The organism is Paenibacillus macerans (assembly GCF_900454495.1).
Lineage (GTDB): Bacteria > Bacillota > Bacilli > Paenibacillales > Paenibacillaceae > Fontibacillus > Fontibacillus macerans.
In genome coordinates, this window is the sequence record NZ_UGSI01000002.1 from 681,539 (window position 1) to 695,600 (window position 14,062).

General features: G+C 57.4%; 14 protein-coding genes. 13 read left to right on the forward strand and 1 reads right to left on the reverse strand.

What is annotated here, in order from left to right:
• The first annotated feature begins 216 nt into the window (after nucleotides 1-216).
• The 5 genes from DYE26_RS26145 to DYE26_RS26165 all read left to right on the forward strand — a co-directional run bounded on the left by DYE26_RS26145 (nucleotide 217) and on the right by DYE26_RS26165 (nucleotide 3,741).
• The gene (locus DYE26_RS26145; RefSeq protein WP_036619183.1) at nucleotides 217-789 is read left to right on the forward strand and encodes an ECF-type riboflavin transporter substrate-binding protein; all 573 of its coding nucleotides are present in this window, start codon (nucleotides 217-219) and stop codon (nucleotides 787-789) included.
• Between the two features lie 16 nt (nucleotides 790-805).
• Nucleotides 806-1,294: a GNAT family N-acetyltransferase gene (locus DYE26_RS26150; RefSeq protein ID WP_036619184.1), complete on the forward strand. Its 489-nt coding sequence runs from the start codon at nucleotides 806-808 to the stop codon at nucleotides 1,292-1,294.
• Between the two features lie 307 nt (nucleotides 1,295-1,601).
• Entirely contained in the window at nucleotides 1,602-2,702 is a 1,101-nt protein-coding gene (ychF, locus tag DYE26_RS26155) for a redox-regulated ATPase YchF (RefSeq protein WP_036619189.1), read from the forward strand.
• A gap of 230 nt (nucleotides 2,703-2,932) precedes the next feature.
• Nucleotides 2,933-3,277 (forward strand): TM2 domain-containing protein, encoded by a 345-nt coding sequence (locus DYE26_RS26160; RefSeq protein WP_036619190.1) that lies wholly within the window; start codon nucleotides 2,933-2,935, stop codon nucleotides 3,275-3,277.
• Nucleotides 3,277-3,741: a TM2 domain-containing protein gene (locus DYE26_RS26165; protein WP_051985214.1), complete on the forward strand. Its 465-nt coding sequence runs from the start codon at nucleotides 3,277-3,279 to the stop codon at nucleotides 3,739-3,741. The genes DYE26_RS26160 and DYE26_RS26165 overlap by 1 nt, the downstream gene beginning before the upstream one ends.
• 94 nt (nucleotides 3,742-3,835) lie before the next feature.
• Here DYE26_RS26165 and DYE26_RS26170 read toward each other — a convergent pair whose 3' ends face one another.
• Nucleotides 3,836-4,717: a helix-turn-helix domain-containing protein gene (locus tag DYE26_RS26170; RefSeq protein ID WP_036619191.1), complete on the reverse strand. Its 882-nt coding sequence runs from the start codon at nucleotides 4,715-4,717 to the stop codon at nucleotides 3,836-3,838.
• Between the two features lie 165 nt (nucleotides 4,718-4,882).
• On the opposite strand from DYE26_RS26170, the gene yiaY reads away from it, so the two are divergent.
• The 8 genes from yiaY to DYE26_RS26210 all read left to right on the forward strand — a co-directional run bounded on the left by yiaY (nucleotide 4,883) and on the right by DYE26_RS26210 (nucleotide 14,045).
• Nucleotides 4,883-6,016 carry an L-threonine dehydrogenase gene (gene yiaY / locus DYE26_RS26175; protein WP_036627409.1) on the forward strand — a complete coding sequence of 378 codons (1,134 nt, stop codon included), beginning with the start codon at nucleotides 4,883-4,885 and terminating at the stop codon, nucleotides 6,014-6,016.
• A gap of 388 nt (nucleotides 6,017-6,404) precedes the next feature.
• Nucleotides 6,405-7,472 (forward strand): peptide chain release factor 1, encoded by a 1,068-nt coding sequence (prfA, locus tag DYE26_RS26180; protein ID WP_036619192.1) that lies wholly within the window; start codon nucleotides 6,405-6,407, stop codon nucleotides 7,470-7,472.
• 4 nt (nucleotides 7,473-7,476) lie between these two features.
• Nucleotides 7,477-8,358, forward strand: a complete 882-nt coding sequence (prmC, locus tag DYE26_RS26185) for a peptide chain release factor N(5)-glutamine methyltransferase (RefSeq protein WP_036619193.1) — start codon at nucleotides 7,477-7,479, stop codon at nucleotides 8,356-8,358.
• Between the two features lie 140 nt (nucleotides 8,359-8,498).
• Nucleotides 8,499-8,774, forward strand: a complete 276-nt coding sequence (locus tag DYE26_RS26190; protein ID WP_051985215.1) for a hypothetical protein — start codon at nucleotides 8,499-8,501, stop codon at nucleotides 8,772-8,774.
• A gap of 226 nt (nucleotides 8,775-9,000) precedes the next feature.
• Complete coding sequence (locus tag DYE26_RS26195) at nucleotides 9,001-10,200, forward strand: FtsW/RodA/SpoVE family cell cycle protein (protein ID WP_036627411.1); 1,200 nt, start codon at nucleotides 9,001-9,003, stop codon at nucleotides 10,198-10,200.
• A 563-nt stretch (nucleotides 10,201-10,763) separates the two neighbouring features.
• Complete coding sequence (gene spoIIR, locus DYE26_RS26200) at nucleotides 10,764-11,492, forward strand: stage II sporulation protein R (protein ID WP_036619195.1); 729 nt, start codon at nucleotides 10,764-10,766, stop codon at nucleotides 11,490-11,492.
• 309 nt (nucleotides 11,493-11,801) lie between these two features.
• Nucleotides 11,802-13,100 carry an L-threonylcarbamoyladenylate synthase gene (locus tag DYE26_RS26205; protein ID WP_371861048.1) on the forward strand — a complete coding sequence of 433 codons (1,299 nt, stop codon included), beginning with the start codon at nucleotides 11,802-11,804 and terminating at the stop codon, nucleotides 13,098-13,100.
• A gap of 90 nt (nucleotides 13,101-13,190) precedes the next feature.
• Nucleotides 13,191-14,045, forward strand: a complete 855-nt coding sequence (locus DYE26_RS26210; RefSeq protein WP_036619197.1) for a DUF72 domain-containing protein — start codon at nucleotides 13,191-13,193, stop codon at nucleotides 14,043-14,045.
• The last annotated feature ends 17 nt before the right edge of the window (nucleotides 14,046-14,062 follow it).

Consider the following 14,062-nt stretch of genomic DNA (forward strand, 5'->3'; position numbering starts at 1 on the left):
GCAACGCTAGTGCGTGGCAGCGGTTAGTTCCCTATTTTTCATTGCATTTCCGTAAATTACCTATTATATTGAAGGGGAATATCGGCCTGCGGGACGGCACCCCTCCATGAAATGGCGTATATGGCGCAAACAGGCGACTGGCCGGCCAATTAACAGGAATCGAAAACCGGAATTCCCGGCTTTTCGTCTTTTTCTTTAGCACAAGGAGGAGCGATGATGAAACCATCATTGTGGGCATGGAATACAAGAACGGTGGTGGCGACCGGCATTGGGGCCGCATTGTACGGGGCGGCCAGTTGGATCAACGTCCCGATCGTGCCGGATACCCAGCTTCGGCCGGCCATCGCGCTGCTGGCGATACTCGGGGCGTTGTACGGGCCGGTCGTCGGCTTTATCGCCGGGTTTATCGGACATGTATTCAACGACCTGATTACGAGCGGCGCCGTTTGGTGGAGCTGGGCGCTGGGTTCGGGCATTACGGCGGCCTTTATGGGGTTGGTTTACATGTTCAAGGACTTCAACGCTAGAGAAGGGCGGATGAATAAAAGCCACTTGGTCCCGTTTGCCGTTTGCGGAATCGTGGGGATTTTCGTTTCCCTGACCTTTTCCGGCTTGTTCGATATCCTCGTCATGGGCGAGCCGCACGATAAAATCGTCGTGGAAGCCGTAACGGCAGGGCTCGCCAATGCCGCGGTGTTTCTCATTCTCGGTTTGCCGTCCGTATGGGCCTATGCCAAACGCAACCGGAGCAACCCGAATTTGAGCGTGGACAGAATACAAAACAAATGATAAGGCAGGGGACTTCATGGTTCAATTGATTCCTATGAGCGAAGCCGATTACCGCGGCTTCCGCAGCCGGTCGGTCCGCGATTACGCGGAGGACAAGGTGGCCGCCGGAACGTGGACGGCCGAGGACGCGCCGGCGCAGGCGGAAGCGGCGTTCCGCCGCTTTCTTCCGGACGGCGCAAATACGAAGGACGCCTACCTGTACCTTGTCCGGGACGCTTCGCGCGGGGAGGCGGTCGGGCATCTGTGGTTTAACGTCATGGAACAGGAAAAAGGGCGGATCGCTTTTATTTTGGATATTTTGATCTACGAGGAGCATCAAGGCCAAGGCTACGGCAAAAGGACGATGGCCGCGCTGGAAGAAGAGGTTCGCCGGCTGGGCCTGGACACCATTTCGCTGCACGTCTTTGGCCACAATCAAAGAGCCTTCGAATTGTACCGGAAGATGGGGTACGAAGTGACGGACATCCAGATGACCAAAGTTTTGGCGGGGGAACCCGAGGCCTGACGGACGGTAACGAGTTTGGGCGAAGGGAAAACGGTCAGCGAACTAAAGGCAACTAGGCAAGCGTCCGGCTGACAGGTTTGACCGGTACACCTGACCGGAGCGCCTAAACGCCGGATTCAACCGGCAGCCACGGCCCGGAGCCTTGTCCCGACAGATCGACTGCCAGGCCCAACCGGCAGGCCGTACGGCTGGACGGAGTATGCCGCCAAACCGCTGGTTTTCGGGATGTCCTTGAAATATCTCCGGCGTATCGGTACTATGGTTGAAGGAAGATGAGCAATTACATGAATGAGGAGTTGTCATAAATATGGCTTTAAAGGCTGGCATTGTGGGCCTTCCGAACGTCGGAAAATCCACATTGTTTAACGCGATTACCCAAGCGGGGGCGGAATCCGCAAACTACCCGTTTTGCACGATCGATCCGAACGTCGGCGTGGTGGAGGTGCCGGATGAGCGGCTCGATAAGCTGACGGAGATGGTAACCCCGAACCGCACGGTGCCGACGGCGTTTGAATTTGTCGATATCGCCGGACTGGTGCGCGGAGCAAGCAAAGGCGAGGGGCTCGGCAACAAGTTCCTGGCCCACATCCGCGAAGTCGATGCGATCGTGCACGTCGTCCGCTGCTTTGAGGATGAAAATATTACCCACGTCGAAGGCAAGGTCAACCCGATCAATGACATCCAGACAATCAATCTGGAGCTGATTTTGGCCGATGTGGAAAGCGTGGAAAAAAGAATCGAACGCGCCCGCAAAAATATGAAAGGCGGCAATAAGCAATACGCCCAGGAAGTCGAGGTGCTGGAACGGATCAAGGAGGCGCTCTACAACGACCAGCCGGCGCGCAGCGTGGAGCTTACGGATGAAGAGAAGCTGCTCGTGCGCGATCTGCATCTGCTTACGGTCAAGCCGGTGCTGTACGCGGCGAACGTCAGCGAAGACGGTGTGGCCGACGCGGACAACAACCCGTATGTGCAGCAGGTGAAAGAATTCGCCGCGGCGGAAGGCGCCGAAGTTGTGCCGATCAGCGCCAAGGTGGAAGCGGAAATCGCCGAGCTCGACGGCGAGGACAAAGCGATGTTCCTGGAAGAGCTCGGGCTCAAGTCCTCCGGGTTGGACCGTCTGATCCAGGCCGCATACCGGCTGCTCGGCTTGTATACGTACTTCACCGCCGGCGTGCAGGAGGTCCGCGCCTGGACGATCCGTAAAGGCACAAAGGCCCCGGGGGCGGCGGGCGTTATCCACTCCGATTTTGAGCGCGGCTTTATTCGGGCCGAGGTCGTATCCTATGAGGATCTTGTCGCCGCCGGTTCGATGAACGCCGCCCGCGAACGCGGCCAGCTGCGCCTGGAAGGCAAAGACTACGTCGTTCAGGACGGAGACATCATGCATTTCCGTTTTAACGTATAATGTAAATTCGGGCTGGCGGAAGCCTTCAAGTCGCTTGTTCAAGCGGATTTGAAGGCTTTTTGAATTTCCGCAGCAAGGAGACTGCGAATTTGTCTTTAAGGAAGATTTACCTAGGTCCTTCGATTTAAGCGCGGAAATGGGAAAAATTTGTATTGTTTTGCTCAAAAGCTATGAGTATACTGGAGTCAGCTTTGGCTTTATTTATCGATTAGGAGGAGTTTTTTGTGAGTATGGATTACTTGATGTCCAGAAAAAGCCAGTTGGACACCCGGGAGCTGCTGCTTCTTGAATCGGAAGTGAAAGCCCAGGGGAAAAACATGGTTGTGGCTTATGTCCTGTGGTATTTTCTGGGAATTTTTGGAGGTCATCGTTTCTATATGGGACGGACCGGTTCGGCGGTAGCCCAGTTGATTTTGTCGCTTACGCTTATCGGGATGTTCGTTACGTCCATCTGGTGGATCGTTGACGCGTTCCTCGTGCACACTTGGGTAAAACAACACAATGCGGAAGTGGAAAACCGTTTGATCGACAAAATTTTTTATGACCGCGGCAGATCTCCGGAGTACCCTATCTAATGGCGCTGACGAAAAACGATCTGTCCACGAATGAATTGCTTGTGCTGAACCTGGAAATGAACAAGCGGGAAAAGTCTTTGGTGCTTGCGTATCTCATGCTGCTGGTAGGCCATCTGGGCGTTCACCGTTTTTATCTGAAAAAAATCGCTACGGGAATCGTCCAGCTCTGCCTGTCTGTTCTTGCGTTTGTGTTTTACTTTGTGTTTGCGATCGCGGCGGGCATCGAAAGCGTGGAGTCGCCCGACAGCATGGGATCGCTGGTGTTCCTGATTCCCGTTGTTCTTTTTGGTCTGGCCCTCACCGTATGGGTTATCGTAGACGCTTGCCTGCTTCCGGGGATGGTCCGGGAGTGGAATGCGCGGCTTGAGAACCAGCTGATCGCTCAAATCGCCGCGGCCCGGTCCGCTGGCCGGCCCGGTGATGCGGAACAGCCGCAGCCGAACGGAATTGACCTGACAAAGTGATGGAGCGTAAGCTTGAATCTTATATTGAATAAGCTTGAAGAAGGACGCCGGATGGCGTCTTTCTTTTTTTGTACAAATTTTCCTGCGGCTTTCGTCAGGAAGAACTCGGACCGTGTCCTGTACGCGTTTGCCGATTCAACTGGTACTGCTTCGGGGTGATGCCGTACTTTTTTTTGAACAGGGCGATAAAGTGGGAGATGTTTTCGTAGTTCAAATTGTACGCCACTTCCGTAACCGTTTGCGTTTGCAGCAGCGAGCGCGCCAAAATCATTTTCTGATTGGTGATATATTCATGGGGTGTAAGCCCGGTGATCCGCTTGAACATATGCGTAAAATGGGTGTGCGACATATTGTAATTATCGGCGAGATCTTTGACATGCCGGATGGCCGGCAGATGCTCGCGAATATCCCGGATGGCGCGAAAAACGGGGTGCTTGCTGTCACTGCGCAGGCACTTGGCGCAGATTTGGCGGCGCAGCAAATGATAAGCCATCTCCTGGGCGGCCAGATCGATCAGGAACCGGTTGTCTTCCCGGCCGGATCTTAGATACCGGCGCATCCGGGCGACGGTTTCCGCAACCAAGGCGGCCTCCCCCGGCCGGCACAACACGACCTCTTCCGGCCCGGAATCCTCCGTAAGGTCGAACTCTTCCGCGACCGTATCCTTTACCCGCTCGATCAACACCCCGCTCAGCTCGAAGACCAGCGCTTTGGTCGGGGCTTGAATCGTCATCTCTACGGACGAGCCCGGCGGCAGCAGGATCATCTCTTCGGACCCGTATGCGAACCGGTCGGCCCCGTTGATGCCGACTTCCTTCTTTCCTTCGAGAATCGTGCAAAGCTTCGAGCATTCGTAGGAAGTGTACTTTTCCTCATAAGCCTCGGGCAAGTCATAATATAGAATCCGAATGAACTCGGTTTCAAAGCCGTAATGCAGTTCGTCATAACGATCAAAACGATGCAGGCATTTTTCCATCCCGATCACCCTTTAGCTTAAAATTCCGATTATTTTCCCGCAGAAAGCGTTAGTTTTCATCCGCCGCAGCGCGGTATTTTTAGTTTGACAAGCCTAAGCTGCTTACATTATTGACAAAAATCAAAATCTGACGAGGTGGTTGTTGTGGCCAACAAAACGAAGTTCATGATGCCCCCGATGAGCCTGATGGGCTCAGGCGCCCTTGAGGATCTGGGGAAGGAAATTCACAGATTGGGCTTTGAAAAAGCGCTGATCGTGACCGACGGGCCTTTGGTCAAAATCGGCATGGTTGAGAAAGTAACGCAAATTCTTGAACCGCTCGGGATACAACATGCGGTTTTCAGCGGGACTCAGCCCAACCCGACCGTTTCCAACGTCAAAGACGGCCTTGCCCTGCTTGAACGAGAAAATTGCGATTTCGTCGTTTCGCTTGGCGGCGGATCGCCCCATGATTGCGCCAAAGCGATCGCGCTGGTCGCCGCCAACGGCGGCGAAATCGGGGATTATGAGGGCGTGGATAAATCCGAACGTCCGGCGCTGCCGCTGATTGCGGTCAACACGACGGCGGGAACGGCCAGCGAAATGACGATGTTTTGCATTATTACGGACGAGAAACGCCAGATCAAAATGGCGATCGTCGACAAACATACGACCCCGCTCATTGCCGTCAACGATCCCGACCTGATGATGGCCATGCCGAAATCGCTCACCGCGGCCACCGGCATGGATGCGCTGACCCACGCGATTGAAGCTTACGTATCGAACAGCGCGACGCCGATCACGGATGCTTGCGCTCTGCAGGCCATCGCGCTGATCCGCGACTATCTGCCGCGCGCCTATGACGATGGAAACGATGCGGAAGCGCGCGACCGGATGGCTTATGCCGAATTCCTCGCCGGGATGGCGTTCAACAACGCCGGACTCGGCTATGTGCACGCCATGGCGCACCAGCTTGGCGGCTTCTACGATTTGCCGCACGGCGTGTGCAACGCGGTGCTGCTGCCGCATGTGGAGCGGTTTAACGCCAAGGTATGCGCCGCGCGTCTGAGCGACGTTGCGCGCACGCTCGGTAAACGCGTGGACGGCCTAGGCCCGGAAGCGGGCGCGGATGCCGCTATCCGCGCCATCGAAGAACTGGCCCGGCGCGTCGGCATTCCTTCGGGGCTGCGCGAGCTTGGCGTAAAGCCGGAAGATTTCGACGTTTTGGCCGAAAACGCTCTCAAGGACGCCTGCGGCGCCACCAACCCGGTTCAAGCCACGCATGAAGAAATCAAGGGAATTTTTGCCCAGGCCATGTAAGACCCGATGCTAGATATAAAAAATATGAGTCTTGTTATTTTTTTCACTTGTACTCATTGTACTAATAGTTGCTGCAACCGACAAGAAACGGAAGGACAAAATCCGACCGGATAAACTGATAATTGTTACAGGAAGGATAGCTGCATGTAGCTTATTGGCGGTAGTGGCGGCGCTTACTGCATTAATATTTTGTGAAAAACGAGGACGCTTACACCGGGGAGTTTATCCTGGTAAGCGTCTTTTTTGTGCGACGGAGCGGATATTAAGGTTGGTTATTTTCGTTGTGATATGATATAATAAAAAGTCGTTTATCCATTTTATAGTCTTTGACTAAAGGCGGGATAAGCGGGCTTTTTCAGGAAATTGTGAGATAAGAGAGGTGATTTCCTTGTTGGACCGACTACAATCCCTAGCCGACCGGTACGAGAAGCTGAGCGAGCTGCTCTGCGATCCGGACGTGGCGAATGACGCAAAGCGACTGCGGGATTATTCCAAAGAACAATCGGATTTACAGCCGGCTTATGAGGCGTACACCGAATATAAACAAGTAATCGGCGAGTTGGAAGCGGCCAAGGCGCTGCAAGCCGAGAAGCTGGACGACGAGATGCGCGAAATGGTGAAGATGGAAATCGAGGAGCTGACCGCGCGCCAGCAGGCTTTGGAGGAAAAAATCCGCGTTTTACTGCTGCCCAAGGACCCGAATGACGATAAAAACGTAATCGTAGAAATCCGCGGCGCCGCAGGCGGAGACGAAGCGGCCTTGTTCGCGGCGGATTTGTACCGCATGTACACCCGCTACGCCGATTCTCAGGGCTGGCGCGTCGAATTGATGGATATGAACGAAAGCGACCTCGGCGGCTTTAAAGAGGTCATCTTCATGATCAACGGCCGCGGCGCGTACAGCAAGCTGAAATACGAAAGCGGGGCGCATCGCGTGCAGCGCATCCCCGCTACGGAGTCCGGCGGACGGATCCATACGTCGACCTCGACGGTGGCGGTGCTGCCGGAAGTCGAGGACGTCGACATCGAAATTTTGGATAAAGATATCCGCGTCGACACGTTTTGTTCCAGCGGCGCCGGCGGCCAATCGGTCAACACGACGAAGTCGGCCGTGCGGGTGACGCATATTCCGACGGGCATCGTGGCGACCTGCCAGGACGGCAAATCGCAAAACTCCAACAAAGAAAAGGCGCTGCAGGTGCTGCGCGCCCGCATCTTCGACATGAAGCGGCAGGAAGAGGAAGCGAAATACGCCGGCGAGCGGAAAAGCAAGGTCGGCACCGGGGACCGCAGCGAGCGGATCCGGACATACAACTTCCCGCAAAGCCGGGTCACGGATCATCGCATCGGCTTGACTCTGCACAAGCTGGATCAGGTCATGAACGGCGAGATCGACGAGATCGTGTCCGCGCTGACGATCGCCGAACAGGCGGAATTGATGGAAAAAGGAGAATAATAGATTGAACAGTGAAGGATATCGGTTATCCGGAGCGATCAGCATTTGGGAAGCCCGCAAAGAGGCTTCTTCTTTTTTAGCGGCGGCGGGTGTGCGTGAGCCGGAGTCCAATGCCGAGCTGCTGCTGCGGCATGTGCTTGGCCTGCCCGGGGCGGCGTATTTGGCCGCGCTGCGCGAACCGTTCCCGGCGGACAAACAGGACGCCTGGGAGGAGGTTATCCGCCGCAAAGCGGCGGGCGAGCCGGCGCAGTACATTATCGGGGAACAGGAATTTTACGGCCTGACCTTTCAGGTCGCGCCGGCCGTGCTGATTCCCCGCCCGGAAACGGAGCTGCTCGTCGAGCGCATCGCCGCCGAGGGCGATGCGCTGTGGCCCGGCGGCGCGCCTTACGCCGCCGATATCGGCACCGGCAGCGGGGCGATCGCCGCTGCCCTGGCCCATCTGCGCCCGGCGTGGCGCATCGCGGCGAGCGATATCTCGCCGGACGCTCTCGCGGTGGCGCAGGACAATGTCCGGCGGCTCGGCCTGGCGGTGGAGTTCAAGCGGGGGAACCTGCTTGAACCGTTTGCCGGCGAGCCGCTGGACATCGTGGTGTCGAACCCGCCGTATATTCCGGCGGGGGACATCCCGCACCTTCAGCCCGAGGTGCGGGACTACGAGCCGCGCGGCGCGCTCGACGGCGGTCCGGACGGGCTGGCGCCCTACCGGGCCATGCTGGCGCAGCTCGCGCTGCTGCCGAAGCCGCCTCGCCTGATCGGCTTCGAGCTCGGCCTGGGCCAGGCCGCCGCGGTCGCGGACATGCTCCGCGCGGCGGGCCATTGGCGGGAAATCGTCACGATTCCCGACCTGGCCGGCATCGACCGCCATGTGATCGGGATCGGCTAAGGCGGCCGAGCTGAGACGAACGAAGAAGCCCGGTCCGGCCAGACGAGCTAAAAAGGCGAATCTTCTCCTTCAATCGTCGCTACCACATGTAAAGTAGTTTCATAGATTGTGGTATACCACGAAAAGGAGGGGACTCATTTATGCCAGTCACTTTAACGTTTCCTTATTCGCAAGCGGCCGGAGTCGGCCGGGGGTATTTTGTGGCCGCGGACGCTCCGGGGGCTGCCGGGATCGTTACGGTAGCTAGTACGACCGGCGACGTGGAACTGCGCATCACCCGCTACAACGCTCCCGATTTTGTCGCCACCGTCACTTCCGGTACGACGTTTTCGGTAAGCATCGGCAACATCCAAACGATCGGTATTTTGGCCCTGCAAACCGCAACCGGTACGCTGTCGCTGATTACGAACGTCTAATCTCTTCTCCGCCGCCTGCCGGAGGGCGCCGACGAGCAAATCGCCGGCGCCCTTTCCCGTTTTATGGCGTATCGGCGGCGAGGCGCCGCAGTACTTATGTAGGATTTTATTGGCACACGGGAACATTTGTGCTTTTATGAGGATTCTTTTACAGTATAATAAGGGATAAGAGCTGCTTCAGGTAAATAGACGGTGTTATTAGCCATCAAAGGAAAAGAGGATGAACGTGCTGAGCAAACTCAAAAAGATCGACTACACGATTGTGTTTATTTTGCTGCTGCTGATGGCGATCAGCATCACGGTGCTGTACAGCGCTACCTCGCATACCCAATACCACGGTTACCATCTTCGTATGCTGGCCTATTATGCGCTGGGGTTTGCCGCGTTTTTCGGGTTTGCCGTTCTGGACTACCGCCTGCTTATGAAGTATGCGCCTTATTTATACTTGTTCGGATTCGGGCTGCTCGTCGTCGTAATGTTTATCGGCAACACTTACTATAACGCTACCGGCTGGATCACCATTCCGGTAATCAACCAGAGTTTTCAGCCGGCGGAATTTTTTAAACTGCTCCTGGTTGTTTTTCTCGGTTTCATGCTGCTGCGCAAGCGGAAGCCGCGCCTTTCGTTCTGGCGCGATGTGGTGCCGATCTGTCTGCTGACGTTTATTCCGTTTCTGGCGGTCATGGCGCAAAACGACCTCGGGAACGCGCTCAGCTACGTGGTGATCCTGGCCGGGATGCTGTGGATCGGCAACATTAAATATACGCATGCGCTGATTGCCTTGGCGATTTTTGCCGGTACGGTTTTCGGCGGGATTACCGCCTACAAGACTTACCATGACCAGGTATACAACTTCTTCGTAGAGATCGGCCGGGAGCATTGGATCAACCGGATCGACCCGTGGCTGATGCCGGAAAAAGCGTCGGAAGACGCTTCCTACCATACAAGAAACGCCAAACTGGCCATCGCTTCCGGGGGAATGACCGGGGAAGGGTACATGAAGGGCGAGACCGTGCAATCGGAGCGCGTGCCGCTGACGTATTCGGATTCCATCTTCGTCGTGATCGCCGAGGAGTTCGGTTTTCTCGGCAGTTCGGTGCTGCTTCTGCTTTATTTTGTGCTGATCCACCGGCTGATTCTGATCTCTCTGGAATGCCGCGACACCGGCGGCCCCTATCTGATCGTCGGCATCGTCGCGATGCTGCTGTACCAGATTTTCGAAAATATCGGGATGTTTATCGGACTTATGCCGCTTACGGGTATCACCTTGCCTTTTATCAGCTACGGCGGTACCTCGCTGCTGATCAATATGGCGAGCATCGGAGTGGCGATGAGCATCCGCATCCACGGCCATGAAAAGGAAGAGGAGAACAATATCCCTTCCGACCGGTACGCTTCCTTGAAAGCCAAGAGTAGTTTGGAGTGAACTGATTGTACATCTGAAGAAAATAGCGGGATTTTGGGGATCAGTGCTTGACAAAATAAATTATGGCTTTGGCTCTGAGGTGGCTGGGCTGTCTATAGCGTTTGTGTCTTAGTATCCCTGCATGCTGCTTTGCACGATTATTCCTTTTGTTCAGGGGGAGAGGGTGGGGGCAAATCACGGTCCTTTCATTTTTATTTTTTCTGTGTCTTGCCCCATTTCTCCCGTCAGGTCGCTTCGCTTCCCCTAAACCTCCTTCTCACAAACCTGTCTAACGATCTCGAACATGTCTGCTTTTCCCAAACCTATTTTCTCTCCTGAATTTATCTTCCTCTCTTATTTTCCTCTCTGCTTCCGGATCAAACGGGATAATCGTGCAAAGCGTCCGGACAGCGGATATTGAACTGCTGATATTTCTTGCCACGATTCGGTTACCGGCTTGGCTATCAAGCGCTGATTATTAGGTTGAGCCATTATTTTTTCATAGATTAATAGGTTTACATCTCTCTTAACCGGACATACTGGTAGACATCAGCATAAAGGATTCGGTTAAGGGGAGAACGGACATGACTAAAGACAGACCTTATATTCGCAATTTTGCGCTTATGGTTTTCAGTTTGGCGATGCTGCTGATGTCCTGGGAAGGGCAGGCTAACGATACCGCGGCGGCTGCGGGGCTGATCCCGCAGGATTCAATCCGGCTGCGCATTCTGGCGAATTCGGACGGCGCTGGCGACCAGATCGTAAAACGGAAGGTGCGCGATGCCGTCGTGGAGCAAATGAACGGCTGGGCCGCCCGGCTGGATCAGCCGCAAAGCCTGGAAGAAGCGCGGCGCATCATTCGCGACAATTTACCGGCCATCGAGGAGCAGGTAGGGGAAACGCTGAAGGAAAGCGGGAAAAACTACGATTACAAAGTGGAGCTTGGGGTTGTGCCGTTTCCGACGAAAATGTACGGCGGCGCCGTCTACCCGGCGGGCGATTACGAAGCGCTGCGCGTCACGCTCGGCGAGGGCAAGGGCAAAAACTGGTGGTGCGTGCTGTTTCCTCCGCTTTGCTTCATCGACGCCGGCAGCGGGGATGCGCTGGCTGGGGGCGGAAAAACGGCAGCTACGACGGCGGCGGCAGCGGCGAAAGGTGCTTCGGACAAAGCGGGCTTAGCGGCTGCTGCCGGCGGCAGTGTCGGCGCGGACTCGGCAGCCTCGCCCGTAGAGCCGGATCAAGTCGAGGTGCGGTTTTTCTTATGGGACATGCTGACCAAGTTAGGGGGCTGGGTTACGGGTTTGTTTGCCTGAACCATGCACTGATGATAATAGTAAAAAGCGGCCGTGCGGAGCGTATCGTACGGTTTTTTTGCGTCTCTCGGCGTGACCGGGCGATTCTGATCGGATAAAGGCGTAAAACGGGGGGGGGGGGGGTTGAGGAAATCTATTGGATTTTTCCAATGTGAAGTGGGGGGCGATTGGGTTGCGGGGGTTTTGGCGGGGGTGTAAACCGCGAAAGATTCGCCGAAGCCGTAAACATGTAATTCATTGCTGCGTACTATGCTCCGGGACGTGATCGGGTATAATAGAAGAATAACTTGAAGTTAGGACGCGATACGAATGGATAGACAGAAACATGTGGATCGGGCGAGCCGGGAGGGAAGAGCAGATTCCGCCGCCGGACGGACGGCGGAACACCGGACGGTGCCGGCGGACAAGCCCCAATCGGGGACAGCGGCGGCCGGGGAAGTACGGCCAACCCGCTGGTGGAAGGTCGCTTCCACCTGGGCGGCTGCCGATCAACAAATAAAAGCGGCGGGTATAGGTGCTCAAACCGTTGGCGCTGGCCAACCCGCCTCGGTCCCGGCTGCCCAGGCCGCGCGGGACGCCGAGGCTTTGGCTGAAGCGGCCGCGGTGCTGGCCGCCGGGGGGACGGTGGCGTTCCCGACGGAGACGGTGTACGGGCTGGGCGCGGATGCGCGGAACACGAAGGCGGTGGAGGCGATTTTTGCCGCCAAAGGCCGCCCTTCGGACAATCCGCTGATCGTGCACATCGCGTCCATGAGCCAGCTGGAGGGGCTCGTTACGGAGGTAAACGAGACCGCGCGGAAGCTCATGGAGGCGTTTTGGCCCGGGCCGCTGACGCTGGTGCTGCCCGCGGCCCCCGGCGTCGTCTCGCCCCGCGTGACGGCGGGGCTGGATACCGTGGGCGTGCGGATGCCCGCCCACGACGTGGCGCTGCGGCTGATCGCCGCAGCGGGGTGCCCGGTGGCGGGGCCCAGCGCCAACCGGTCGGGCCGCCCGAGCCCCACGTTGGCAAGCCACGTGGGCGAGGACCTGTCCGGCCGGATCGACGGCATCGTCGACGGCGGGCCCACGGGGGTGGGCCTGGAGTCGACGGTGGTGGAAGCCGGCCGTGACGGCACCGTGACCGTGCTCCGCCCGGGCGGGATCACGGCGGAACAAATCGCCCGCGTGACGGGCGCGGGCGTGAAGCTTGACGCCGCCCTGCGCGAGGCGGGCGGCGGTGCGGACAGCCCGGCGCCGCGCGCGCCGGGCATGAAGTACACCCATTATGCGCCGCAAGGGGTAATGCGCATCGTGAGCGGGGCCGCAGACCGCGTGGCGGCCCGCATTCAGGCCGAGCTGGCGGCGGCCTCGGCGCGCGGGGAGAAGACGGGCGTGCTCGCCTTCGACGAGCGTCTCCCGTCCTACCGCGCCGACTGCTCGCTTTCGCTCGGCAGCGAAACCGAGCTCGCGGCGGCGGCGCACCGCCTGTACGCGGCGCTCCGCCGCTTCGACGAATGCGGCGTCACTTATATTCTCGCCGAGTCCTGTCCCGAGGAGGGACTCGGCGCCGCAGTGATGAACCGGCTGCTGAAAGCGGCCGGACACCGCGTCATCGACGCCGGCGAATGAATAAGCCGACGAACGGTAGAAATACCTGCGACTGAGAATGCCCGCGAACGGAAGTCAACTGCCGGCGCATAGGAAAGGCTGGGATGAAGCATGATCAAGATCGGGCTGTCCGGCTGGGGCGATCACGACGATTTATACCCTCCCCGGACGCCGGCCAGGGACAAGCTGGCCTGGTATGCCCGCTACTTTTCCCTGGTGGAGGTGGACAGCGCCTTTTACGCCGTGCTTGGCACGGATGTGTACCGGCGCTGGCTGGCTGAGACGCCGGCGGATATGACCTTTATTCTCAAGGCGTACCAGGGGATGACCGGGCATTCCCGGGGCAAAACGAATTACGGCGGACCGGGCGAAATGTTCCAGGCTTACCTGGATTCGATTCAGCCGGTCGTGGAGGCCGGCCGTCTCACGGCGGTGCTGTTTCAATTTCCGCCCTGGTTCGACTGCAGCCCGGAGCATGTCCGCCAACTGCGCGCCGTTCGCAAGTGGATGGGACGGCTCCCGCTGGCGCTGGAGTTTCGCCATCAAAGCTGGTTTGCGAAGGAGACGCGGGAGCGCACGCTGGCGTTTATGCGGGAAGAGGGCTGGATTCATGTCGTTTGCGACGAGCCCCAGTCCGGTCAGGGTTCGGTGCCGACGGTGCTGGAGCCAACCGCTCCGGACCTGACGCTGGTCCGCTTGCACGGCCGCAATGCTGCCGGTTGGAGCCAAAGCGGATCGCCCCGTTGGCGGGAGCTCCGCAATTTGTACCGCTACTCGCGCGAAGAGTTGTTGGAATGGCGGGACATGCTTTCGGAGCTGTCCGGGAAAGGCACGCGGGAAATCGGCATGATTTTCAACAACAACTCCGGGGGCGATGCCGCGGGAAATGCGCTGGAGATGATGGAGATCCTCGGCCTAAGGCCGCGCGCGCTACCGCCCAGACAGCTGGATCTATTCGATGTATAAAGAGGTAGTTCAAAAAG

Excerpts from the sequence above, each read along its gene's own strand:
- DYE26_RS26145 (WP_036619183.1), top strand. The coding sequence starts at position 217 with ATGAAACCATCATTGTGGGCATGGAATACAAGAACGGTGGTGGCGACC.
- DYE26_RS26150 (WP_036619184.1), top strand. The coding sequence starts at position 806 with ATGGTTCAATTGATTCCTATGAGCGAAGCCGATTACCGCGGCTTCCGC.
- ychF (WP_036619189.1), top strand. The coding sequence starts at position 1,602 with ATGGCTTTAAAGGCTGGCATTGTGGGCCTTCCGAACGTCGGAAAATCC.
- DYE26_RS26160 (WP_036619190.1), top strand. The coding sequence starts at position 2,933 with ATGGATTACTTGATGTCCAGAAAAAGCCAGTTGGACACCCGGGAGCTG.
- DYE26_RS26165 (WP_051985214.1), top strand. The coding sequence starts at position 3,277 with ATGGCGCTGACGAAAAACGATCTGTCCACGAATGAATTGCTTGTGCTG.
- DYE26_RS26170 (WP_036619191.1), bottom strand. The coding sequence starts at position 4,717 with ATGGAAAAATGCCTGCATCGTTTTGATCGTTATGACGAACTGCATTAC.
- yiaY (WP_036627409.1), top strand. The coding sequence starts at position 4,883 with ATGATGCCCCCGATGAGCCTGATGGGCTCAGGCGCCCTTGAGGATCTG.
- DYE26_RS26190 (WP_051985215.1), top strand. The coding sequence starts at position 8,499 with ATGCCAGTCACTTTAACGTTTCCTTATTCGCAAGCGGCCGGAGTCGGC.
- spoIIR (WP_036619195.1), top strand. The coding sequence starts at position 10,764 with ATGACTAAAGACAGACCTTATATTCGCAATTTTGCGCTTATGGTTTTC.
- DYE26_RS26205 (WP_371861048.1), top strand. The coding sequence starts at position 11,802 with ATGGATAGACAGAAACATGTGGATCGGGCGAGCCGGGAGGGAAGAGCA.
- DYE26_RS26210 (WP_036619197.1), top strand. The coding sequence starts at position 13,191 with ATGATCAAGATCGGGCTGTCCGGCTGGGGCGATCACGACGATTTATAC.